We start from the raw sequence: 20,665 nt of genomic DNA on the forward strand, positions 1-20,665 counted from the left end.
CTTGAGGCGCCGTGCGCTTGAAACGGGCGAAGATCAGATCCGCCCGAGCACCACAAGAATGATCACGATGACCAGCAGCAGCCCGAGGCCGCCGCCGCCATAATAGCCGGTGCCATAGAACGGGCCGCCGCCCAGCCCGGCGAAGCCGCCAAGCAGGGCGAGAATGAGAATGATGATGAGAATTGTACCGAGGGTCATGGCTTTTTCCTCTCCGACAGCGCAGTGCCGCCTGTTGTCAAGGGGAGGAACTCACAAATGGCTGCCTAAGTTCCGCTCTCGGCTGGGCCGGGATCCCTTGCCGTTGAAGATCGGCGCTGTCGGATGAGACGATTGGCCCTGGGTTGGCTTCAAGGCCTCTGGGCGCCAACAGCATGAACGCGATGGCGATGGCGATCGATGCGATGATCGTGGCAGTACCAAAAACGTCCTTCATTTTCCAACCTGCAGCATTCGAAACTGCTAAACAACGCCCCGTAACGCCTGCCGTTCCCGCGACAGGCCTTCGCGCCGGTCCGCACCCGAGGAACCACCCATTTCAAACCGCCTACGTTGGGGACCCGCTGGAACGGCTTCCGGCCAGGCACAACGCCCTGGCGTTGCAAAAGGCGCTGAAAGGCAATCAAATGGGCGCGTCACCACTGAAAACCTGGCCCCTCGAATGAAAAGCCTGTCGATCGCCTTTGCTGCCGGTGCGATGATGTGGCCAGCGAGTGTCGCTCACGCCCGACCAGATACGCGCGCCATGACCTGCGCCGAGACGCAGGCGCTGATCCAAGAGCGCCACGCGGCGGTGCTGACCACCGGACCCAGCACCTATGACCGTTTCGTGCGCCAGTTCGGCAATGAGTGCGACTGGCCAGAGGTGCCGGTCTCGGTCGCGGTGCCGACCCGAGATGGGCAATGTCGCGTCTATCGCTGCGAGGAGCCGCCGTTCGACTTCCCTGGCTAGCTCCTGGCTTTGCGGCGATGCGGAACCGTTATGCCCGGCTGCGAATTGTAGCCGGCAACGGCTCGGTGTTCGTCGAGACTGCTTTCAGGCACCGGGCGTGGAGGCAGGAGGAAGCCATGTCCAGCGATTTCACGCGAAGCGGCAGTTGCCTGTGCGGCGGCGTTCAGTTCCGGGTGGCCGGCGACCCTCTCAGGGTCGGCCTTTGCCATTGCAAGGATTGCCGCAAGACTAGCGGATCGGCCTTCCAGGCCTTTGCCGTCTGGCCGCGAGCCGCCTTCGAGGCGGCCGGAATCACCAGCACCTATGGCGGGCGCAGCTTTTGCCCGACCTGCGGCAGCCGCGTTCCGTTCGTCGGCGAAAATGAGGTCGAGGTGGCGATCGGCGGCCTCGACGTAGCGCCGACCGAAGGGCTTGAACCAAGCTATGAACTGTGGGTCGGCCGACGCGAGCACTGGCTGCAGCCCCTGCCCGGCGCGCGCCAGTTCGAGCACGACCGGATCGCGGACGCCGCTGTGGACGACGCGCCAGCCAATGGCCTCGGCGAGCGCCTGCGCGAATCTGCGTAGAACTGAACAAGTTTGGGCAACACGCGCTTGCGTCGGAGCCAATCCGGATGCGGCTGTTTGTCGGCATTACCAGCGATCCCGACAGCGGCACCGCGCCGAAGTTCGAGGCCGTTTGCTGGCAATCCGGGTAAGATCGCGCCCGGAACGCAAAAAAGCCCGCCATGCCTTGCGGCACAGCGGGCGGAATTGGCCAAAGGCTACATTGCGTAGCCGTGAAATATCTACGAGGCGGCCGCTTTTTCGCGGACCGGGAGCTTCCAGCCCGGCCGCACGAAATGGCAGGTGTAACCGCTGGGATAGCGCTCGAGATAGTCCTGATGTTCAGGCTCGGCCTCCCAGAAGGGGCCCGCCGGGGCGAGTTCGGTGACGACCTTGCCCGGCCATAGGCCCGAGGCATCGACATCGGCGATGGTGTCCTCTGCGACCCGCTTCTGCTCGTCGTTTTCATAGAAGATCGCTGAGCGGTAGCTCGTGCCGACATCGTTGCCCTGGCGGTTCCTCGTCGTCGGGTCGTGGATCTGGAAGAAGAACTCGAGCAATGTGCGAAAACTGGTTCTGGCTGGATCAAAGACGATCTCGATCGCCTCGGCATGGGTGCCGTGGTTGCGATAGGTAGCGTTGGGAACATCGCCGCCCGAATAACCGACGCGGGTCGAGATCACCCCGGGGAAGCGGCGGATCAAGTCCTGCATGCCCCAGAAACAGCCGCCCGCGAGAATCGCGCGTTCGGTAGAAGCCATGTCACACCTCCTTTTGGATTTCTCCATAGGTGGGTATTCTCACCCGCTTCTTCCAGCGGCTCAAGTTGCTAACCGCCCAAGTGGCCGTTAATCGAAATCGACACGCGTAGAGCGAACACCCATCGACAGCTAGGCGGCGGGTGTTCGCTATCAAACAGGTTAGCGCTGCCGGCCGCCACGGCCTTCGTGGCCGTGTCCCTCGCCGCCAAGACAGTTGGAGTCGGCGATACCGCAGCAGCGGCCGGCCCAGAGCTTGTTGGTTGGCGAGTTTTCGCATTCGGTGTTGGCGGCCTGCTGGCCGGCCATGGCCGAGCCGGCCAAAGCAGATGCGGCAACAAAGGCAAGAAGAGTATTGCGAATGATTGCGGTCATTTTTGAATCTCCACGTTGAATGGCGTCTATTTGCAGCGATGTGTCGCCTGGCAACATGAAATGGTTCACTGAGGTTTCGAAAAAATGTCGTCGCGCCGGTTTCGATGTTTCAGGATCTTGCTGACGCTACTGCGATGACTCGCCGATCATTCGTCGCGCTGCGTGCGAAACCTGCGCACCACCACCTCGAAAACGATGTCGGAAATCCACATGGCGGAGACGCCGATGAGAAAGGCGGCGGCGAGCGTGGTGGTGTCGTCGGCTGCGTCAGGCATCGGTAGGCCGCTCGCCTCGACCCACGCGACCACAGGCAGTGTCAGATAAGCGGCGGCGAGCGCGCCGCAGATCGGCGAGGCCACCATCTCGCGCAGCTTGTAGCGATGGCGTGACAGCGCCCTCAGCACGCCGCCGGCGAGGCCTGCCGCCACCACCTGGCCCTTGATGCCGAGCAGGTCGAAAATGTCGTGCATCAGGGCCTCCAGCCGCAGAGTTTCGTTCCTTTGCGATTGTGGGCGAGAAGCGCCCTCGCCTCCGCGTCGGACAACGCATCGACCGTCTTCGCCGAAAGCCGCAGCGGCGCGGCGGCCGTGCAGAAGCTACCCCCGGCGGGGCTGCAGCCGGCAAGCGCCAGAGCGATCAGAACAGCGGTCAGTTCCTTGCCCATGATTTCAGCTCCTTTCGGATCGCATCGGCCGGCAGCGCGGCGATATCGTTGTCGACCTGATCGGCCACATCGCGCGCCGCCGTCTCGCCGGCCGCCTGCCTGGCGCGTTCGGCTCGTGCGCCGGCAAGCCGCTGGTGGAAGCCCCAGCCGAGTGCCGCGATGAAGGACGCCATCAGGCGCAAGAGCGCCGGATTGCCGAGCAGGAAGGACAGAAGCGCCGTCATGACAGCCACCACACGAACAGCGCGCCGATGAGGAGCAGCGCGCCGATCGCCCAGGGCAAGATCTGGCGAATGACTTCGGTGAGGAGCTGAACCATTCTTGCGCCCTCACTTCGACCAGTGGAATCTGTGTGCGAGCGCGTACCAGACTTCGGTGGCGGCGCTGACGGCGAGGCCGAATCCGGTTTCGAGCGCCATCTGGATATCGGGATCGGCAGACAGCGCCGCCGCATCGCCGGCGCCGAGAAGGCCGCGTGCGACGAGGACGCCGGCGCCATAGCGCAGGACGATGCGGATGATGACGGAAATCATTTGCAGAACACTCCAAGCAGGTTGCAGGGAAGATGCGCCGTCCAGGCCGCGACCGCGCCCAGCGCCAGCACGGTCAGCGCCAGGGTGCGGGCTGCCTTGCCGGGCGGCGCCTGACGGGGCGGGTCGGACCGCGCGCCGTCAGCCCGAGCCCCAGCCGCCGCCTGTTCGGCCACCGGCGCCGTCGCCTGCGGCGCGGAGTGAGCGGGCACAACAGGCCGCGCCGTAAGCAGCAGCGCATTGGCGCGCACCGACGCGATGCGCGCCCTCCAGCCCTTGCCGAAGGTCGGCCAGGTCGGCAGACGCTCGAGGAAGGCCAGACGCGCATCGCAGAGCGCGTCGATGACGACGCCGGCAGGCCTTGCTCTCGCGGCCCCGAGCGTCGCCGGACCGATGCGGCCGTCCCTGGCAACGCCGAGCACGGCCTGCAGATATTTCGCCGCCCTGCCCGGCCCGCTGTTCACGGCGAAGTCGAACACGGCGTAGTCGATGCCGTCGGGAAGCTCGGCGCCAAGCACGGCGTCCCAGTAGAAGCGGCGGTAGGTCCGCATCGTCGAGGAGCGGCCGGACGAGCGCTTCGAGGCCGCGGATGCGGCTGCGGATCTCCTCATCGGTCAACTGCTCGAGACTGTTGTTGTCGGCATGGAGGTGTCTTGAAAAATCTTTGGGAGAAAGTTCTTTGGGCAGCATCGTCAGCACGACCTTCAGATACTGGTCGGGCTTGTCCGCCCGCACCGCGGCGATGACGCCGGCGCCATGGGCGTGAAAATCGGCGCGCAGTGCTGCGGCAAAATCGTCGCCGAGGGTCTTTTTCGATCGCCGCGGACGCGCGGCGGCGGCCAACGGGTCGGGCTCGCGCTTCGACCTCGTGGGCTTCGCGCCCGGGGTCTTGCGCCGCGGCTTCTTCGCGGGGGCCTCGTCAGCCACGGTCCGCCCCGTCGGACGCCGGCGCCTTGGCGGATCTCCGCGCCTTGCTGGCCTTGCGAACAGACTTCTTGCGCGGCTTGGCGCGGGCCGGTTTTGGCGGGGCCTGATCGAACTGGCCGGACCCAGCCTCGCCAATTGGCAAGGCCGGCGGGACAGCGCCCCCCTCTGTCCTGCCCGTCCTCCGCAGCAGCTGCGCTGCAGCTGCGGAGGGTGGACCGGACATCTCCCCCACTTGGGGGGAGATTGGCAGCTTCGCCGACGCCGCCTTCAACTTCGAGCTGGTTGCGGCGATCGCCGACGGGTCGAGACCCTGGCGCGGAAAACCGAAACCGGCGACCGCATCGACCGGCCCGCCACGCACCATGCCGATGCGCACGCCCGGCGCCACTTCCTCGACACGGCGTGTGCTGTGCGGCCGGGCAGAAGTTTCGAACTCGCCGATGGCGCTGACGATCTCGGCGCCGTCATCGCCGGTGATGATGGTGGCATAGCGTGGCATGGGGACGTCCGTAACGTTCAACTGGAAAGGTCACGTTCCCGCCCACCCCCCTCTGGCCTGCCGGCCATCTCCCCCGCAAGGGGGGAGATCAGCAGTTCCGCCGATGGCGCTCTTCTTGCAGCATCGGCGATCGGCGAAGGCGACGGTGACATCCAATCTCCCTCCTTGCGGGGGGAGATGGCCGGCAGGCCAGAGGGGGGTGCTGTCCCGCCGTCATTGGATATTAGCGGCGGAGCGGTGCGACACCGGAAAAACAAAACCGCCGGGCGGCGGCGGCCGGGCGGCGGGTTGTTGGCGCAAATCAGCACCATGGACAAAATCATAGCATTGCTGCCCTCACCATGCAAGGGGTTTGGGTATTTTTTCCTACCATCTTTCGTTGTCTCGCACCCGGGCGCCGTCACAGCCCTGGATTGAAAATTTTATCGGAACCATGGGCAGCGCGAGCGGTTCCCACTAGGTCGCAACGCGACGACCCTTCGTTAGAAAAAGGAGAAAATCATGTTTAGAACCATCCTCGCGGCTTCCGCGCTCACGATCGGTCTGGCCACGGCTGCGATGGCCCAGAATGCCGGCAATGCGGATAGTGGCGGCATGGGCGGCAGCGGCCAATCGGTCACCGTCGACCCGGCCACGCCAGCCAACCCCGGCATCGACGAGAGCACGACCGGCAGCATTTACGGCGGCTCGGGCTATGATGACGGCATGAATTCGAACGCCGACCGCAATTGCGCACCTGGTCCGCAGGGCGCGCAGCCCGATGCCAGCAACCTGTCGCCGGGCAGCGGTGCGCCCACCGTGAACGACAACCACTGCGGCAAGTAAGCTGCAGCTTGACGTCCAGCCAATCATGACTGGTCGATGATGTCCGGCAAAGGCCGCGGGGTGCGCTCCGCGGCCGCTTCCGTTGGGCACCGGCCGACAGGGAACCGATGACTGCCGTGACCGTTGGCATGGATCGGATAGGAGAGACCAATGGCAGACAACGAGAACACTCCCGCCAGCGAAAGCAATTCGGCCGAAGCCCGCAACGGTCATTCCACCAGCCGCAGCAGCGCCAAGCCATCGCGCAGCCGCGCCGCCGCGCGCAGCGGCGCAAGCCGCAGCAGCAACGCTTCGAGCACCTCGCAGGAGGCGATGAAGAAGCAGATCGCGGAGCTGAAGCGCGAGGTGACCCGGCTGAACCGGATGCTCGCCGACCAGGCCGAGGATGCCGCCGAGACGGCCGAGGGCTGGTACCGGGGCGCGGCCGACCGCGCTTCCGGCTGGTACAGCGGCGCCTCGGATCGCGCCTCGCGCGCCGCCAGGCAATTGCGCAGCCAGGCGAGCAGCGTGTCGGAGGCGGTGCAGCAGAACCCCGGCACGGTTTCGACCGCGGTTGCGCTCGGCGGGCTGTTCGGCGTGCTCATCGGGCTGGCCATCGCCAGGACCTCGGAGCCCGATCCCGACTGGTTCCGCCGCTGGAGCCGTTAAGCGCGAAACGGCCCGCCGTTTCGTCGCTGCCCCGCAGACCTCAAACGAGGCGCGAGACGGCCAGCCGTCTCGTCACCCGCGCACAAGCTCCAGCAGAAACCGCACAGGCTGGCCATTAGCTGGCGCTTATGGAGTCATCCGCGCGGGGGAATCGCGGAGAGCAGGCATGGACCGACCTGCCATGGCAACCGTCTTTCGGATGCGGCATGCGCCAGCAAGCATTTCGGGTGTTCGCAGCCTGGGCCGGGGCCAGGCGGATCCGATCTTCCACTCACGGCCGCTCGGCGAAGCGATCCGCGTCATCGCCCAGGCCGACGGCCAATACGACCTCATCGCCGTCGCCATCACCTATGGCGACCGTTCCACCCCGCCGCTAGGCGGCCGTGAGATAAGGCTGCTGTGGGCCGAATACGGCCAGCGCTGGCTGGAGGCATAGGGGGAAGCCGTTCTCCCCGGATCGGAAACGCCGCTCGTGCGTTTTGAGGCGAGGTCAATGGGAGGAGCACGCCATGAACGTCGCCAATCTGCAACTCGAGGGCCTGCTGATGGCCGTCGCCGCGATCAACCATGTGCTGGTGCGCAAGGGCGTGCTGACGGTCGAGGAGATCGACATCGCGCTGCGCAAGGCCGAGGCCATCGAGACCGGAGAAGACAGGTCCGAGGGCATGTCGGCGTCGAGCCGCGACGCCGTCAACTTCCCGATCCGCCTGCTCGAGATTGCCAACCGATGCCAGCCGGAAGCCGACATGCCGTCCTTCTCGAAGCTGGCCCGCATGGTCGGCCAGATGAAGGAACCCTACAACGACCAGATGTGATGGTGATGCGAAGGCTTTGATGGCGGCGCTGCCCCTCATCCGCCCTTCGGGCACCTTCTCCCCGTAAAACGGGGAGAAGGAAAAGCTCACGCCCTGCCCGGCCAGCCCTGGCGGACGGCGAGCACGCTGCCCGGTCCGTGGACGGCGGCGAAGAACAGGCCGGCCAGAAAAGTAAAATGGTCGACGAAGAAGCCGAACTCGGCCTGGTTGCCCGCCCAGTGCGAGGGACCGTGGAAGGCGAAGCCGAGGAAGATCACATAAAGGGCCGCGATGAGGGCCGCCGGCGTGAACAGCGCTCCGGTGAGGAAGGCGACGACCAGCAGCACTTCGAGGATCGCCGCGCACCAGGCGAGCAACAGCGGGAACGGGAAGCCGGCGGCGGCGATGTAGCCGGCCGTGGCGCCCATATCCATGAACTTGAAGGTCACGGCCATGGCGAAAACGGCGGCGAAGATCAGGCGGGCGATGAGGATGGCGGCGGTCTGCCAGGCCGATTGAACATTTTCCACGATACTTCTCCGGGTTGAAGCGATTGATGTGCTCCAAGGACGGGCGAAGCGCGATGATTCCGACAGGGGTGGGGAAAATTGTGGCCTTGGGCAAAAAACACCGGGCCGGCGGGACAGCGCCACCCCTCTGTCCTGCCGGACATCTTCCCCACGGGTGGGAAGATCAGCAGTTTGGGCCCCTCGCTCCTCCTCCAACGCTTGGAGATTGGCGAAAGCAAGCGTGCAGTCCGATCTCCCCCCAAGTGGGGGAGATGTCCGGCAGGACAGAGGGGGGCGCGAAGGAACGCGGCGCTCCATTGTCCGCCCCCCCGCTCCCCTACCCCGCCCTCGCCCGTGGCGGGTGGCTGATCGACTCCCGCACGGTGCCGTAGGCGGCGCCCCACCGGTCGGTCATGTCGCAGCGTATGTCCCACAACTCGGGGAAGAAGCGATGGCGGGCGCCGCCTTCCAGGATTTCCACCGGCCGGCCCTTCAGCGACTTCGCGCCGAGCCCGATCGAGCGGTGGATCAGATAGAGGTGGTTGGCACGGAATTTCTGGAACAGCTCGTCGAATTCGATCAGCGCTTCGGCCACGGCATAGGCATCGCCATGGTCGTAATGGGCGTCGTAGATGTCCGCGACCGTCAGCCCGCGGCCGTCGAGATAGGAGTGCTTGAAGGCCCGCCACAGCTCCGGGGGCAGGCGCAAGATGAATTTGAAGCCGGGCGATTCCTGGCCGCTGCCGTTGCCGAGCTGCAGCCGGATCTGCTGGTACTCCTTGGGCGACATGGTTTCCAGCAGATCGAGCTGCGCCGTCATCAGCCGCATCAGGCGGTGCACGCGGCCCATCAGCGTGACGATGCGATGGGTGTCCTGCCTTTCCAGCCAATCGAGGACGTCGACCAGCGTGTAGGCCATGAGCTTCATCCACAGTTCCTCCACCTGGTGCACGATCTGGAATTGCAACTCGTCGGCATTGACCATCTCGGAAAGCCGCTTCTGGCAGGAAAGCAGCCGGTCGCAATTCAGGTAGACGCCGTAGTCGAGCATCTCCGGCGCCTCGATGCGGGCGTGGTAATCCGGCTTGTCCATGGCTCAGCCTCCTTGCACGATGCCCCGAGGATAACGCCTCCGGCTTGAACATTGTTTCTATCTGTTATCCTATCGGCCGATCGCGGAGGACGAAAACCGTTATTCTTAGGAACATCGGAGAACAATTCATGCTGGATGCCGCAGACCGCAGAATAGTGGCCGCCCTCGAGCGCGACGCTCGCGTTTCCTTCGGCGAACTGGCCGAGTCGGTCGGTCTGTCGAAGACGCCGTGCTGGAAGCGGGTGAAGGCGCTGGAAGAGGCCGGCGTCATCCGCGGCTATTCCACGCGCATCGATCCGGCGGCAATCGGCTTCGGCATCGAAGCCTTCATCCAGGTGTCGATCGACTTTGAAGTGTCGGACGCCTTCGAGGCCGCGGTGAAGCGGCACCCGCTGATCCGCCGCTGCTACGCCACCACCGGCGAGGCCGACTATCTGCTGCAGATCGTCACCGTCGACATGAGGGCGCTCGACAGGATGCTGCGCATCGAGCTCAGCCGCCTGCCCGGCGTGCGCCGCACCGTCACCTCGATGGCGATGCGCGAGATCAAGGGCGAGATCTCGTTCGCGGATGCAGCAGCGCATGTGCTGAGGTAGTCATGATCGGCAGGCTGGCGCGAAGGAACGCTGCGGCGGCTCAGATCACGTCAGGCCCCGCAGGAGCAGCCGGCTCAGGCTTCCGCGCCGCCTGCTCCTTCTCGGCGTCGGCCTTGCGCTTGGGGCATTCCTCGAAATCATGGTCGCGGCCGCCGCAATAGGAGCAGCATTTGGCGGGGGCGTCGGGGTGGAGTATCGAGGCCATTCCCAAGAATGCACGAAAACGTTTCCAGTTGCAGCAATTGCGTGAACTCGTCGCAACTGCAGCCCGATGCCAAGTACAAAACCCAGGAGCTCGCCGCGTGCGCGGCGGGCTCCCGGTCAATCACTCACGCATGCGCGTGGGGATGGCGGGCGTCCCAGACGGCCCAGGCCGATGCCACGACCACGAGCACGCCGAGCACGACATGCGTGGTCATGATGTTCGTGTCGGCTGCAAAGCCCAGCAGCCAGGGCGACACGATCAGCCAGAGTCCGAGGACGAGATTGACCCATTCCTCCCACTCGGCGAACATCGAAAGCGTCGCCAGCGCCAGGGCGCCGAGCGCAACGCCTACGATCCAGGCGTTCCACGCGGGAACCATCACGCCGGCAAAGCCGATGACCCAGGGGGAGAGGAACAGGCAGATCGCCAGGATCAGATTGACCCAGTCCTGGCCCCGTCTTCCTTCCATCAGTTTGATTGCCATGACAACCTCCATGGGGAAGCTTGACAAAAGCAACTGCGTTCGCGTGGACATTGCACGCTTAGTAATTGATGTAATTACGTTTCTGCGGATTGCAAGGAGGCGCCGGGCGGCTCCGGCTTGCGGGTGGCTCACCACCAGCACGCGAACAGCGGCGCCTATGCGCCGAATTCCGCCTGGCTCTCGGCCCCGAGCTGCGGCACGATGATCGCCTCGAGCGGCGCCGTCAGTGACCATGTCAGCTCGCCGGGCGCGCGTTCGAGGTTGGAGGAGCCGCCAAGCGACTGCGGCGCCACACGCTGCAGCACGACCGTACCGAAACCCTTGCGCACCGGTTCCGTCGCGGCACCGCCGTTGCCGGCCGAGACTTCCCGCCAGGTAAGATGGAACAGGCGCTGCGCGTCCGCGCCGGTGTCAACCGTCCAGGTGATCTCGACCCGGCCGCCCTCGCCTGCCAGCGCGCCATATTTGGAGGAGTTGGTGCCGAGCTCATGGAAGGCCATGCCGAGATTCTGCACGGCGTTCGACTGCAGCGTCAGCAGCGGACCGGAGAGCGAGATGCGCTCCTCGTGGCCGAACGGCTTCAGGTGCTCCTGGATGAGATCGAACAGGCTCGCACCCGCCCACTCCGAAGTGACCAGCAGGTCGTGCGAGCGCGACAGGGCCATGATGCGCGAACGGATGAGCTCCTCGAACTCGCCGGGATGGGCCGAGCGCTTGCTGGTTTCCCTCACCATCGACAGGATCACCGCGAACTGGTTCTTCACGCGATGATTGACCTCGCGCATCAAGAGCCGGATGCGGCGTTCGCTCTCCTTGGCGGCGCTGATGTCGCGGGCGATCTTGGAGGCGCCGATGATCTCGCCGTTGCGGTTCTTGATCGGCGATATCGTCAGCGAGACGGTGATCAGCGAGCCGTCCTTGCGGCGGCGGATGGTCTCGAAGCTCGGAATGCGCTCGCCCCTGCGGATGCGGGAGATGATATCGGTCTCCTCGTCGTGCATATGCTCGGGGATGAGCATGAGGATCGATCGGCCGATCGCTTCCTCGGCGGTGTAGCCGAACATGCGCTCGGCCGCGAGATTCCAGTTGGTGATGATGCTGTTGAGGTCCTTGGCGACGATGGCATCGAAAGAAGAATCCACGATCGCCGCCAGCCGCGCATCGGCAATCGAATCTTCCGGATCCCTGCCCCCACTTCTCGTCATCGGCAAGACGTAGCGCGTTTCAGCCACAAGGCAACCGCCTAGCTGCCGTCGGAAGGAGGTTTGGCAGAAAGGTCGTCCTTCGTCGACAGCACGCCGAAGTCCTGAGACTTGGTGCCGGACTCGGCAGTCAGGAAACCGTCAGACGCCAAGCCGCGGCGCAACAGCTCGCGCACGGCCGCCGATCGGCTCGGCATCCGCTTTTCGAAACGCCAGTTTTCCAGCGCCGCCAACTCCTCGTCGGTCAGCATGATCTGCAGCCGTTGCGGACGTTCCAGCTCAGCCACTTCAATCTCCCTCAAAGAAGCCGAATGCTCCGAATGAGCATGTGTCTAATTATGAGTAGAAATAGGATCGGGCTCATAAAACGTCAAGGAAGCCCCATGAGCGGAAACAGGTTCAGGCTAACGATACCAACGATGGTTAGAAACAACATTTGGTGCCTTATGCTAACTTATTGATTTATTTGGCCGTTTTAACATTTGTGTGTTGCCAGCGCGCTTAGATGGGCGCATTGTGGGAGCAGAGGGACAAACCCCCTTGAAAGGAGGGTTTTCCAATGTTGGGATTTTCCACTCGGATGCGCGACGATGCCCACTGCAAGGTTCGCCAGGCCCTGCAGGACCACGGAATCGTCAATATCATCAGACTGTCGGAAGAGATCCGGCTCAAGAACATCGACGACAACATCGCCCGCGAGGACATCGAAGGCCTGGTGATGCAAGTCGCCCAGCTCTACGGCGCGCCGATCGAGTTCGATGAGGAGGCGCTGACGGCACTCGATCTTCCCGATGCCTGCGCCGGCGACAACCGCAACGACCTTGAAAAGGCGTTGAGCGAGCGGTCGCCGCCTGGCGTGACGATCGATCTGTTGCAGCTCAATCCGGAGAAATAGCCCGTTCAGGGGGCGCCGGGCTTCTTGGCGTCCGCCTCGGCAACCCAAGGCGGCGGCTCAAGCGGTCATCCCGTCAAGCAGACGCAGCCCGGTCTCATATTTCTGCGGCGCGGCTCCTGTCTGATGCGCCTGCCACAGATTGTCCTTCAGATCGGCTTGCTTGACCGATTTCGCCACAGGATGCGAAGCCGCCCGAGAGATGAAGTCCTGCTCGCTCTCGTCGAGCCGCTTGGTCAGAGCGTCCACCGCGGCCACGACGGACTGGCTGAAGCCAGCCGCTTCCAGCTGCTCCAGCGTCCAGCCTTCGCCCTTCTCCACCACGTCGTGCAGATAGGCGACGGCCTTTTCTTCGAGCGTCTCGACCGCGTCGGCGACGCGCCGGACATGTTCGATATAGGGACGGCCGGTCTTGTCGGTCTGCCCGCTATGGGCCTGTTCTGCAATCTTCGCCGCGCGGTAGAGCATCTCGTCTCGATCCAAGAAAAGTCCGCCACGGCGGGGGACGGCCGGGGCGGACTTGTCCGGGCAAATACCCGGTTCGGCAGCGCGCCTTCTTTCATGGGAGCAGGGCTTGCGCACCAGCCTGGGTCTCCAACATCGAAGCTGCGGGAATGTTCCGCCCGGGCTGGAATTTTCCGCAGGGAACCGGCGCGCGAGACGCCCGTTTGGCTTCACAGGTGAAACAAAGGAGAACCCCATGGACTGGAACCGCGTCGAAGGAAACTGGAAGCAGGTCAAGGGCAAGGTCAAGGAACAGTGGGGCAAGCTCACTGACGACGACCTCGACCGCATCGCCGGCAAGCGCGACCAGCTGGAAGGCAAGATCCAGGAACGCTACGGCATCGAGAAGGACCGTGTCCGCCGCGATGTCGACGACTGGTACGACCGTCAGGCCTGGTAAGCCTCCGCGGGCGAACGAGCGCCGCAGCCCGAGGCCGGGCTGCGGCTTCTAACCCAAGGTTTTGCATTGCCGAACAAAGCGGATTATTCTTAGTTGACTAAGTGATTCCTGGCGCGGTGAACCGATGCCCAAGAAGAAATCAAGACCGGCCTTGCATGCCATGGCGGCGGCCTCCCGCTCGGAGACGGCAGAGGCGGTTTATTTTGCCCGCAAGTGCGGCCTCACGCCCGATGAAGCGCTGCGCATGATCCGCGAGGCGCAGCAGATATCCGAGCCGAAGACCCCGGCGAGGGAGAAGCGCAAGCGTTAAAGCATGTCTCCCGAAAGTGGGAACCGGTTTCGGAACAAAGACATGTGCAAGTCAAAAATCTGATGCAGATGGAGCGAGCCTGAACGCTCGCCTCGCGTATCCGGCCGGCCACGCTGCAAGGCGCCGCCGGCCGGCTTGTTTGCCCGGGAAGTTTGTCCTGAAGGTCTACGCGCTCGGCGAGGCGGTGCGGATTTGCTCGGCCAGTTGGGCCATCGCCCGGGCGATCGGATACATCTTCCGCTTTTCGAAGCGCCTCGCCTGGGCCTCGGCCAGCGTCGCGCAACGCTCGCGCTCCGCGGCAATGTCCAGCTGCGGCGGTTCGGTCCAAACGATTTGCATGGTTTCTTCGCTCCCGGCTGAAGTCTGTCCCTGACCAACTGCGGCCGATTAAAACTGTTCCCGCCGCCGCGCAGGTATTGAGCCAATTCGCGGGGGAAAAAGCGCCGGATTATCAAATGTTAGCGCGCTTTGAAGAACAACCCCATACCTCGTCAGGCACACCTCTTCTGCAGCCCCTTGAGACCGGGCCCCCGGCTCGCGCTCATGGAAGACATGAATGCTTGAATCCCTTTTCCTCAACCTCGGCCAGCACGACAGTCTATCCGACGAAGAGAAGTCGCTTCTCACGGACCTGATGTCCGGCGAGAGGCATTTTACCGCCGGCCAGGATATCGTGTCGTCGGGATCGCGGCTGACCCACAGCACTTTGATCCTCGATGGGCTGGCGGCGCGCTACCGCGTGCTGTCCGACGGCGGCCGGCAGATCACCTCGCTGCATGTGCCGGGGGATTTCGTCGACCTCTACGCCTTTCTCCTGAAGACGATGGATCACGGCATCACGGCGCTGTCGCCGTGCCGCGTCATCGTCGCCGACCACTCGAAGCTGCGCAGCATCACCGAAAGAGCGCCGCATCTCACCAGGCTGCTGTGGCTGGACACGCTGATCGACGGCGCCATCCACCGCGAGTGGATCGTGGCGATGGGGCGGCGCTCCAAAGTCTCGCATCTGGCGCATCTGTTCTGCGAGCTGTTCGTCAGGCTGCAGGTGGTGAAGCAGACCAATGGCATGAGCTTCCACCTGCCGGTGTCGCAGGCGGAGCTGGCCGACGTGCTCGGGCTGTCCGTCGTTCACATGAACCGCGTCATCAGCGCGCTGCGCAACAGCGGCGTCGTCTCGTGGTCGAACCATACGGTGACCATCCTCGACTGGCACAGGCTGCAGCAGATTGCCGAGTTCGATCCGACCTATCTCAGCATGACGCGGGAACCCCGCTGAGCAATTCCAGGAAAAGTGTGCAAGGGTCCACGGCTAGTCTGGACGCCGCTTGTGGTGTGCCGATTCCTGGTTCTCGCCGCGAAGCATCTCCCTGTCGTCGGGATCGACCAGGTCGCTGTCGCCGGATTTCAGCGAGCGGCCCTTCTCGCGGGCCACGCGCTCCTGCTTCGAACGCTTCAATTCCTCCTCGGCATTGAAATCGCCGTCCGCATTGCGGGTGTTGACCCGCTCCTCGATGATCCGCTGCTGCTGGTCGTGGGTCGCCTTGCCTGCCATGGCTCGCTTGCTCCTCGCTTTCGTGGATCTTGCCCCCGCCGCCCCTGATCAAGAGCCCGCCCGCAGGGGGCACGGGCGAGCTCGTGTCGGGGCCAACAACATCCGACAGCGGCACGGTCGGGGATGTAGGCTTGAGCCGCTTTACCGAACTTCAAAAGCAAGCCGATGTTCCTGGGAAAAAGCGACAGGCTTTATTGGCCGAAAGCATGACGACGCCAGCAAGCGTCCGCTCGCCTCTGCCGGTCACCGACGACGACGAAGCTCCGCCTCCACGATGAGCACTACGAGCCAATTCGATGCGACTGAGGTCGCACGCCTCTGCGCATTGGTCCCCCTTGCGGAAACTCGGGCCTGTGCTGCTCGTTTGCAATGCGCCGCCGATGTAAAACCCCTCTCATCGTCGGTTTTGGAAAGTGGTGGTGCCCGCCATTCATGCTGTGGCGGGCATCTCCTTCAGGCGAGTTGGTCAAAGCAATCGGCTGTGCCGCCGCACCGACGCGGCGGGACCGCTACCCAGTTTCTCAGCGCTTACCGAGAGATCTGCGATTTGGGTTTTGGCTGGCTTTTGGGGAGCAGCGGAATCGGCGCGTGCGCCAGCCTCGCCGCCCGCAGGCGTGCGGTCTTGGCGTTTCTTTTTGCCATCTCGTCTTCGATGATGGACCGTGCGGCCTGAGTGGTCGCCTCGCTCTTGCTGTCGCGTTTCGGCTTCGACAATTCCGACATTCTCTTGACCTCAGTGCTCGCCCGATGAATTTTTTCGTGCGTGTTCAAGTTCGGCCTGACGCCGCGGTTCCCAGCGAGGTCCACCGCTGCCGCGCGGGAGAACTCCGCCCGAGCCGCGGATCCCCGGTCTTCTCCGTCGGGCCACCATGTTTGCACCTTGGTTTCGTCAAGCAGGCGACGCGAACGCGCGATGCTTTCTCGCGAGCCCGCGAGGGCTTGGGCCACGTCCCTTTCGACGTCACAGCGCATCCGGCTCGCGTGCCTCAGCAGCGCAGCGGACTGCTCCAAGATTCCAAGGTGCTGGTCCAGCAGAGACATGGTCGCTCCGGTCTTTGATACAGACGGGAGCGCGTGGGCTGTCTCTCAGCCGCCGACGTCCTTTGGGTAGTTGCCGACGATGCATATCACATAGGGCGCAGCTCCTGGGTTTCAAACGCTCAGCAAATAAAAGCCCGCCGCCAAGCCAGGGAGACAAGGCGACGGGCTTTCTCTAGCGACCCAGAAGCGGACCATGACCGCTCGCATCTACAAACCCATAGCCGGCGCGACCGTTCCATTAGCGCCCTCAAATATTAGCTTGGGCCGAAATATCCGGCGGCGATGCTGCATCGCTTTTGCCCACAGCTGCAGCGCGCCATAGACCGTCTCGGATCTCTTGGGCCGCGACGCCCGTGCGCATGGCGGATGCGATGGGCAGCCTATGAAGCATCTTTTGATGTCGCGGCTGCCAACCTTTGTCGGCTAGGTCTGAATGCGCGGCGAACTTCGGGTTCGCCGGGCCGGCGCCGGGTTTCCCCCCAACAGGCAACAGGCGCCGGTCACTTTCGCTAAAGCACCTCACGCTGAACGGCTTCAAGCGACGCGCTTCAAGTCTTTGTTCTTTACGACTATCGTTTCCCCAGAAGCGCTACACACTTGTGGGCGACAGGAAATCAGGATGCGCACCAAGGCGCGCTGGCGAGCGCTGCCGTCATTCGTCGGGCGTCCGAACATGGTTCGTGAATTGCAGATTTCGATCGTCGCGACCGGCCTTGCGGCATTCCTGGCAAAAGATGACTTTGACCAAATCGTGCTGCATGCAGGACTGGTTGGCGCCGAGCCGCCGCACCAGTTCGGCGACGTTCAGGATCGCGGACTCCTTACAGTTAAGACAATAGACGGAGAGGCCCGTGCCGGCCTCCAACTTCTCGCCGAGCGTACCCTCTGCGAAGGGAAAATTCATGGTCAGCCCAACTCCCAACCCGCTCGATGTTGGATTGAACGAGCCCTGCCGCGGAGGTCGAGCAGGCTCCCGAATGCGTGCCGGCCAACTGCGGCGCGGCTCCTGGCCAAGGGTCACCGCACCGCGACACCCAACCGAGTGACCCGGCGAATGTTCCGTTAGAGGTTGCTTGAACACCACTTGGCGTGGATTGGGCCCGTTGTCGGCTGTGCGCTCCGACAACGGGCCTCCTCGTCCGGTCTGCTTTGGGTGACTGCAAACCGGACCCCACCCCGACACCAATTCAGGCCCGACGCGGCTCCAACTGTGCGGCTTCACCGTTGGATGCGCCGTAACAAAGGTTAAAAAACCGATCCGACCGAGGTCCGATGTCACCAAGCATTGGTCCTGCTGTCGCTGCTGATTTGCACACGCCGCATGTGAACCCCTCCCGTCGTCGGTTTTTGGAAAGTGAAGGGGATCCGCCATTCTCCCCAGATGGCGGGCATCTGCGGCCGGAGCGATCCGCTATCTCACGGCACGCCCAGCCCCGATCCGCTCGCGGGCCTCCTGGACCTTGAGGCGAACTTCCTGCGCCAGATGTTGTTGGGCGCGGATCTCGGCAAGGAGCCGTCGCCGTTCCGCCCGCAACTTGAGCGCCTCCACCCATAATTTCCAATGATGATCGTCACAGTCTTCCACGTGCTCAGGACCCTAAAATTGGGGAAACCAACGCGCTGTATGCCGCCTTCGTTCCTTTGGGGTGGGTTATCCGCTGCTGCTGCCCTTGCGCATCATCTCCGAAATGCGGATTGGCGCTATCGCCTCCCTGGTCGCCTCGATGATGAAGTTGCCAAATCCGCCGCGCTCGAAGCCTGGCGAGGAACATTTTCCCGGTAACGGTGTTGAGTAGGACGGCGCGACGCAGAACGCGCCGGGTCGGGAAATGGCAGGTCGCCCTTTGATTGGGAGACGCCCCAGGAGGCCCCGACAAGAGCCCGCCCATCAGCCTCAGGAGCGGGCTCTTTCATGTGAAAAACCACATCGCCTAACCCAGGTGAATGCGCCCCTGTCCCGCTCCGGCACCATGGCGAGCCATGCCACTCTATTTCTTCGACATCAGCGCCAACGGCCATCGCACTGCCGACGATCTGGGTGTCCATCTGGACTCCCCGGACGATGTCCGAAAGGCTGTTTCGTGGACGCTGCCGGCCATTGCCATGGAAGAGAAGCAGCGGGGAGATCGCAGTTACATTGCTTCGGTGCGGGATGAACGTGGGCAAGTGGTCTATACCGCCACGCTGACCTTCACGGATAGCTGGCATTAGCGGACCGCTGGCGCCACATCCCCAGCGGTGCCTAGTACCCTCCGCGCGGCCTTCTTCGGCGCATGAGTGAGAGCCGGGCGGCCGGCTTCCAGCACGCGGAACATTCGCCTGCGGCCGCTGTTTCTTCTGCCAGGAGGAACAGCCATGGCTGACGACAAAAGCAAACGCGATTTCCATGATCGCGACCGCGTCTCGGGCGACGAGCAATATGAGGTCGCCTATTTCGCGAGGAAATTCCAGCTGACGATCCCTGAAGCGCGAGAACTCATCAGCAAGCACGGCAACGACCGGGCGACGCTCGAGCGCGAAGCCAAGGCACTTGGCTCACAGTAGCGCTCTATCGGGTGGAAGGCCCTCGGCGAAATCGGCTTGCCGGTGATCTTCTCGACTGCCGCGGCAGCGCCGCGGGATAGCCGGCGCCCTCAACGCAGAAAAACCCGCCGGCCACGGCAGGAAAGGCTGGGGCCTCGCCAGGAGTGTCTGGCGACCCCGAACCTCATGCCATGAACCAAAATCTCCCGAGCGTCGAAGGCGCTTGACGCGTCCGTTCGGTTCGACCCTCCTCCAGCCGCAAGAATATCAATGCCGGGCCTTCAGGAAGCGGGCCTCGCGCAACAGGGAGGCCCAGTCGGTGCCGATCAGCTCCACAAGCTCGCGCGCCTGCTCCTCGGAGATCTCGGCTGCTTTGGCAAGGCGAGGCGCCAGCAGCGAGACTTCGGCTTCTTTGTGTTTGCCATCATTGTCCGGCGATTTCATGCGCCACCTCCTTTCCCATTGAACCGACTGGATGGAAGGTGGTTTCACGGAGGCTCACCGATGAAACAAAATGTGAAGCCGGCGTGATTTGCGCGCGGTCCCGGCCAGACCGAGGACGCTGCATTCGCTGCTCAAGCTGGCAAAAAGGCCCGCCGGCAGGCCGGCGGGCAAGTCTTGCTGGAGTACCAGAAACATTCTGGCTCTAACTGAACCGCCTCCCGGCCGACTTGTTCCGGGATGCCGCGGGTCCGGATCGGCGTTGCCGGCGAGACCGCGAAGCCCGCCGCGATCAGTCGCGAACGAACAGCGCCTCGTCCTCGTCGCGCTGCTTGCCGCCCAGGGCGGCGGCAACGCTGGCGATGAAAGCGCCGACGATCATCGACAGGGCGCCGACGAAGGCGAAGGTGGCGCTTGCCTTCCTGGCGGTGTCGGCGGCGGCCTTGGCCTTGTTCTTGGCATCCTCGACGTTGGCGATGACGGTATCGACGCGCTTGGCGGCATCAGCCTCCGAGAGCCCTGTGCGGGCAGCGACCAGCTTCGCCAGATAGGCCTTGTCGTCGGCCGTCACTTCGCCCCTGGCTGCGCTGGCAACCAGGATGCGCGAAGCTTGCGCAGTCGCACCGGCATCGTTCTGGCCAGCCGAGGCGACCGTACCGGCATCGGCAGGACGGAACAGCGTATCGACGAAATAGCCCATGCCGTTGTCGGCGGTGCCATCACCGGCATTCGCCGCCGCGGCAGAAGACGCGCCCATCGCAGCGCCGGAGGCGACGTTGGAGGCCGCCTGCACGCCTGTGCCGACGGCCGCCGACAGAGCGGAGCTGAGCACGCCCGCAACGAGCAGCGTCGCGAGCGCCCAGGCGAGGAAGCCATGCGCGGTATCGCGGAAGGTGATCTCGTCGTCGTGGATGCCGACCCACTTGGTCCGCAGGCGACCGGTGAGATAACCGCCGAGCCCCGCCGACAGCCATTGCACGACGACAAGCCAGACGGCGGCAGAAACCGCGAATGTGGTTGGCGAGGCGCTGCCGCCGGTCCATGGCGAGACCATGGTCAGGCCGAGCCCCGAGCCGATCAGCATCAGGATGATGGTCAGCGTCGAAGCGGCGAAGGCGCCGGCGATGATCGGCCCCCAGCTCACCGCGGACGATGAGGATTCCTTGGCGCCGGAAACGGCGACGTCAGAAACTACGGTGCTCATCTCGAACTCCTACCGCGCGAACAGCATGAGCAGGATGATGATTGGAATCGGAACTCCGAGCAGCCAAAGCAGTATGCCGCGTCCCATGGGAACCTCCTGTATTTGAGACACAGTAGCAATTCCCGGAATCGGCTTTCGTTCCAAAGCTTTACACGGCGAAGTTCAGGGCAGGCCGCGGCAGTCATAGCCTTCGCC

36 protein-coding genes are annotated in these 20,665 nt (G+C 63.8%); 14 read left to right on the forward strand and 22 right to left on the reverse strand.

Going from position 1 to position 20,665, the window contains the following annotated elements; all coding sequences use genetic code 11:
- Positions 1 to 33 precede the first annotated feature (33 nt).
- Positions 34 to 198 (reverse strand): DUF3309 family protein, encoded by a 165-nt coding sequence (locus tag EJ074_RS05065; protein WP_095807576.1) that lies wholly within the window; start codon positions 196 to 198, stop codon positions 34 to 36.
- A 173-nt stretch (positions 199 to 371) separates the two neighbouring features.
- Between EJ074_RS05065 and EJ074_RS29555 the strand changes: the two genes are divergently transcribed.
- The 3 genes from EJ074_RS29555 to EJ074_RS05080 all read left to right on the forward strand — a co-directional run bounded on the left by EJ074_RS29555 (position 372) and on the right by EJ074_RS05080 (position 1,515).
- Complete coding sequence (locus EJ074_RS29555) at positions 372 to 662, forward strand: hypothetical protein (RefSeq protein ID WP_165349855.1); 291 nt, start codon at positions 372 to 374, stop codon at positions 660 to 662.
- Entirely contained in the window at positions 659 to 949 is a 291-nt protein-coding gene (locus EJ074_RS05075; protein ID WP_095807578.1) for a hypothetical protein, read from the forward strand. The genes EJ074_RS29555 and EJ074_RS05075 overlap by 4 nt, the downstream gene beginning before the upstream one ends.
- 116 nt (positions 950 to 1,065) lie before the next feature.
- Positions 1,066 to 1,515 carry a GFA family protein gene (locus EJ074_RS05080; protein ID WP_129552809.1) on the forward strand — a complete coding sequence of 150 codons (450 nt, stop codon included), beginning with the start codon at positions 1,066 to 1,068 and terminating at the stop codon, positions 1,513 to 1,515.
- Between the two features lie 221 nt (positions 1,516 to 1,736).
- Here EJ074_RS05080 and msrA read toward each other — a convergent pair whose 3' ends face one another.
- The 8 genes from msrA to EJ074_RS05125 form a co-directional block, all read right to left on the reverse strand.
- A complete protein-coding gene (gene msrA / locus EJ074_RS05085; protein ID WP_095807579.1) occupies positions 1,737 to 2,255 on the reverse strand; it encodes a peptide-methionine (S)-S-oxide reductase MsrA in 519 nt (172 codons plus the stop codon).
- A gap of 159 nt (positions 2,256 to 2,414) precedes the next feature.
- A complete protein-coding gene (locus EJ074_RS05090) occupies positions 2,415 to 2,696 on the reverse strand; it encodes a hypothetical protein (RefSeq protein ID WP_245420420.1) in 282 nt (93 codons plus the stop codon).
- 77 nt (positions 2,697 to 2,773) lie between these two features.
- Positions 2,774 to 3,097 (reverse strand): hypothetical protein, encoded by a 324-nt coding sequence (locus tag EJ074_RS05095; protein WP_095807581.1) that lies wholly within the window; start codon positions 3,095 to 3,097, stop codon positions 2,774 to 2,776.
- The gene (locus EJ074_RS05100; RefSeq protein ID WP_095807582.1) at positions 3,097 to 3,291 is read right to left on the reverse strand and encodes a hypothetical protein; all 195 of its coding nucleotides are present in this window, start codon (positions 3,289 to 3,291) and stop codon (positions 3,097 to 3,099) included. The genes EJ074_RS05095 and EJ074_RS05100 overlap by 1 nt, the downstream gene beginning before the upstream one ends.
- Complete coding sequence (locus tag EJ074_RS05105) at positions 3,276 to 3,515, reverse strand: ABC transporter permease (protein WP_095807583.1); 240 nt, start codon at positions 3,513 to 3,515, stop codon at positions 3,276 to 3,278. Before EJ074_RS05105 ends, EJ074_RS05100 begins: the two co-directional genes overlap by 16 nt.
- Positions 3,516 to 3,620: 105 nt before the next feature.
- Positions 3,621 to 3,824, reverse strand: a complete 204-nt coding sequence (locus EJ074_RS05110) for a hypothetical protein (protein ID WP_095807584.1) — start codon at positions 3,822 to 3,824, stop codon at positions 3,621 to 3,623.
- A complete protein-coding gene (locus tag EJ074_RS30085; RefSeq protein ID WP_245420433.1) occupies positions 3,821 to 4,372 on the reverse strand; it encodes a putative peptidoglycan-binding domain-containing protein in 552 nt (183 codons plus the stop codon). Before EJ074_RS30085 ends, EJ074_RS05110 begins: the two co-directional genes overlap by 4 nt.
- A 368-nt stretch (positions 4,373 to 4,740) precedes the next feature.
- Positions 4,741 to 5,247 carry a hypothetical protein gene (locus EJ074_RS05125; protein ID WP_095807585.1) on the reverse strand — a complete coding sequence of 169 codons (507 nt, stop codon included), beginning with the start codon at positions 5,245 to 5,247 and terminating at the stop codon, positions 4,741 to 4,743.
- Positions 5,248 to 5,748: 501 nt separating this feature from the next.
- Here EJ074_RS05125 and EJ074_RS05135 point away from each other — a divergent pair.
- From EJ074_RS05135 to EJ074_RS05150, 4 genes are all read left to right on the forward strand, one after another.
- A complete protein-coding gene (locus EJ074_RS05135; protein ID WP_095807586.1) occupies positions 5,749 to 6,072 on the forward strand; it encodes a hypothetical protein in 324 nt (107 codons plus the stop codon).
- Positions 6,073 to 6,222: 150 nt separating this feature from the next.
- Positions 6,223 to 6,720, forward strand: coding sequence for a hypothetical protein (locus EJ074_RS05140; RefSeq protein WP_095807587.1), 498 nt, complete (start codon positions 6,223 to 6,225; stop codon positions 6,718 to 6,720).
- A gap of 166 nt (positions 6,721 to 6,886) precedes the next feature.
- Positions 6,887 to 7,156, forward strand: a complete 270-nt coding sequence (locus tag EJ074_RS05145) for a hypothetical protein (RefSeq protein ID WP_129552810.1) — start codon at positions 6,887 to 6,889, stop codon at positions 7,154 to 7,156.
- 73 nt (positions 7,157 to 7,229) lie between these two features.
- The gene (locus EJ074_RS05150) at positions 7,230 to 7,535 is read left to right on the forward strand and encodes a hypothetical protein (RefSeq protein WP_095807589.1); all 306 of its coding nucleotides are present in this window, start codon (positions 7,230 to 7,232) and stop codon (positions 7,533 to 7,535) included.
- A gap of 86 nt (positions 7,536 to 7,621) precedes the next feature.
- On the opposite strand, the gene EJ074_RS05155 is transcribed toward EJ074_RS05150, so the two are convergent.
- Positions 7,622 to 8,044: a DoxX family protein gene (locus EJ074_RS05155; RefSeq protein WP_176478400.1), complete on the reverse strand. Its 423-nt coding sequence runs from the start codon at positions 8,042 to 8,044 to the stop codon at positions 7,622 to 7,624.
- A gap of 316 nt (positions 8,045 to 8,360) precedes the next feature.
- A complete protein-coding gene (locus EJ074_RS05160; RefSeq protein ID WP_095807590.1) occupies positions 8,361 to 9,116 on the reverse strand; it encodes a tryptophan 2,3-dioxygenase family protein in 756 nt (251 codons plus the stop codon).
- 128 nt (positions 9,117 to 9,244) lie between these two features.
- On the opposite strand from EJ074_RS05160, the gene EJ074_RS05165 reads away from it, so the two are divergent.
- Positions 9,245 to 9,712, forward strand: a complete 468-nt coding sequence (locus EJ074_RS05165; RefSeq protein ID WP_095807591.1) for an Lrp/AsnC family transcriptional regulator — start codon at positions 9,245 to 9,247, stop codon at positions 9,710 to 9,712.
- Positions 9,713 to 9,752: 40 nt separating this feature from the next.
- On the opposite strand, the gene EJ074_RS29560 is transcribed toward EJ074_RS05165, so the two are convergent.
- The 4 genes from EJ074_RS29560 to EJ074_RS05180 form a co-directional block, all read right to left on the reverse strand.
- Positions 9,753 to 9,917 (reverse strand): hypothetical protein, encoded by a 165-nt coding sequence (locus EJ074_RS29560; RefSeq protein WP_165349856.1) that lies wholly within the window; start codon positions 9,915 to 9,917, stop codon positions 9,753 to 9,755.
- A gap of 124 nt (positions 9,918 to 10,041) precedes the next feature.
- Positions 10,042 to 10,401: an SPW repeat protein gene (locus EJ074_RS05170; RefSeq protein WP_095807720.1), complete on the reverse strand. Its 360-nt coding sequence runs from the start codon at positions 10,399 to 10,401 to the stop codon at positions 10,042 to 10,044.
- A gap of 155 nt (positions 10,402 to 10,556) precedes the next feature.
- Complete coding sequence (locus EJ074_RS05175) at positions 10,557 to 11,606, reverse strand: PAS domain S-box protein (RefSeq protein ID WP_095807592.1); 1,050 nt, start codon at positions 11,604 to 11,606, stop codon at positions 10,557 to 10,559.
- 38 nt (positions 11,607 to 11,644) lie between these two features.
- Positions 11,645 to 11,890: a hypothetical protein gene (locus tag EJ074_RS05180; protein ID WP_095807593.1), complete on the reverse strand. Its 246-nt coding sequence runs from the start codon at positions 11,888 to 11,890 to the stop codon at positions 11,645 to 11,647.
- Between the two features lie 272 nt (positions 11,891 to 12,162).
- Between EJ074_RS05180 and EJ074_RS05185 the strand changes: the two genes are divergently transcribed.
- Positions 12,163 to 12,498 (forward strand): hypothetical protein, encoded by a 336-nt coding sequence (locus tag EJ074_RS05185; protein WP_129552811.1) that lies wholly within the window; start codon positions 12,163 to 12,165, stop codon positions 12,496 to 12,498.
- Between the two features lie 57 nt (positions 12,499 to 12,555).
- On the opposite strand, the gene EJ074_RS05190 is transcribed toward EJ074_RS05185, so the two are convergent.
- Positions 12,556 to 12,963, reverse strand: a complete 408-nt coding sequence (locus EJ074_RS05190; RefSeq protein ID WP_095807595.1) for an HD domain-containing protein — start codon at positions 12,961 to 12,963, stop codon at positions 12,556 to 12,558.
- 232 nt (positions 12,964 to 13,195) lie between these two features.
- Here EJ074_RS05190 and EJ074_RS05195 point away from each other — a divergent pair, with 232 nt between their 5' ends.
- Positions 13,196 to 13,399, forward strand: a complete 204-nt coding sequence (locus tag EJ074_RS05195; protein WP_095807596.1) for a CsbD family protein — start codon at positions 13,196 to 13,198, stop codon at positions 13,397 to 13,399.
- 124 nt (positions 13,400 to 13,523) lie between these two features.
- Positions 13,524 to 13,709: a hypothetical protein gene (locus tag EJ074_RS05200; RefSeq protein WP_095807597.1), complete on the forward strand. Its 186-nt coding sequence runs from the start codon at positions 13,524 to 13,526 to the stop codon at positions 13,707 to 13,709.
- A gap of 165 nt (positions 13,710 to 13,874) precedes the next feature.
- Here EJ074_RS05200 and EJ074_RS29565 read toward each other — a convergent pair whose 3' ends face one another.
- Entirely contained in the window at positions 13,875 to 14,048 is a 174-nt protein-coding gene (locus EJ074_RS29565) for a hypothetical protein (RefSeq protein ID WP_165349857.1), read from the reverse strand.
- Between the two features lie 217 nt (positions 14,049 to 14,265).
- On the opposite strand from EJ074_RS29565, the gene EJ074_RS05205 reads away from it, so the two are divergent.
- A complete protein-coding gene (locus EJ074_RS05205) occupies positions 14,266 to 14,985 on the forward strand; it encodes a Crp/Fnr family transcriptional regulator (protein WP_095807598.1) in 720 nt (239 codons plus the stop codon).
- A gap of 33 nt (positions 14,986 to 15,018) precedes the next feature.
- On the opposite strand, the gene EJ074_RS05210 is transcribed toward EJ074_RS05205, so the two are convergent.
- The 3 genes from EJ074_RS05210 to EJ074_RS05220 form a co-directional block, all read right to left on the reverse strand.
- Positions 15,019 to 15,261 carry a hypothetical protein gene (locus EJ074_RS05210; RefSeq protein WP_095807599.1) on the reverse strand — a complete coding sequence of 81 codons (243 nt, stop codon included), beginning with the start codon at positions 15,259 to 15,261 and terminating at the stop codon, positions 15,019 to 15,021.
- A 528-nt stretch (positions 15,262 to 15,789) separates the two neighbouring features.
- The gene (locus tag EJ074_RS05215; RefSeq protein WP_095807600.1) at positions 15,790 to 16,302 is read right to left on the reverse strand and encodes a hypothetical protein; all 513 of its coding nucleotides are present in this window, start codon (positions 16,300 to 16,302) and stop codon (positions 15,790 to 15,792) included.
- A gap of 652 nt (positions 16,303 to 16,954) precedes the next feature.
- The gene (locus EJ074_RS05220; RefSeq protein WP_095807601.1) at positions 16,955 to 17,206 is read right to left on the reverse strand and encodes a hypothetical protein; all 252 of its coding nucleotides are present in this window, start codon (positions 17,204 to 17,206) and stop codon (positions 16,955 to 16,957) included.
- A gap of 1,076 nt (positions 17,207 to 18,282) precedes the next feature.
- Between EJ074_RS05220 and EJ074_RS05225 the strand changes: the two genes are divergently transcribed.
- Positions 18,283 to 18,513, forward strand: coding sequence for a hypothetical protein (locus EJ074_RS05225; RefSeq protein WP_095807602.1), 231 nt, complete (start codon positions 18,283 to 18,285; stop codon positions 18,511 to 18,513).
- Positions 18,514 to 18,657: 144 nt separating this feature from the next.
- Positions 18,658 to 18,846: a DUF3606 domain-containing protein gene (locus EJ074_RS05230; protein ID WP_095807603.1), complete on the forward strand. Its 189-nt coding sequence runs from the start codon at positions 18,658 to 18,660 to the stop codon at positions 18,844 to 18,846.
- Positions 18,847 to 19,092: 246 nt separating this feature from the next.
- Here the strand turns inward: EJ074_RS05230 and EJ074_RS29570 are convergent, their stop codons facing one another.
- Positions 19,093 to 19,269, reverse strand: coding sequence for a hypothetical protein (locus EJ074_RS29570; protein ID WP_095807604.1), 177 nt, complete (start codon positions 19,267 to 19,269; stop codon positions 19,093 to 19,095).
- A gap of 289 nt (positions 19,270 to 19,558) precedes the next feature.
- On the reverse strand, positions 19,559 to 20,470 hold the full coding sequence (locus EJ074_RS05235; protein ID WP_095807605.1) for a hypothetical protein: 912 nt from the start codon (positions 20,468 to 20,470) through the stop codon (positions 19,559 to 19,561).
- Between the last annotated feature and the right edge of the window lie 195 nt (positions 20,471 to 20,665).

The organism is Mesorhizobium sp. M3A.F.Ca.ET.080.04.2.1 (assembly GCF_003952525.1).
Lineage (GTDB): Bacteria > Pseudomonadota > Alphaproteobacteria > Rhizobiales > Rhizobiaceae > Mesorhizobium.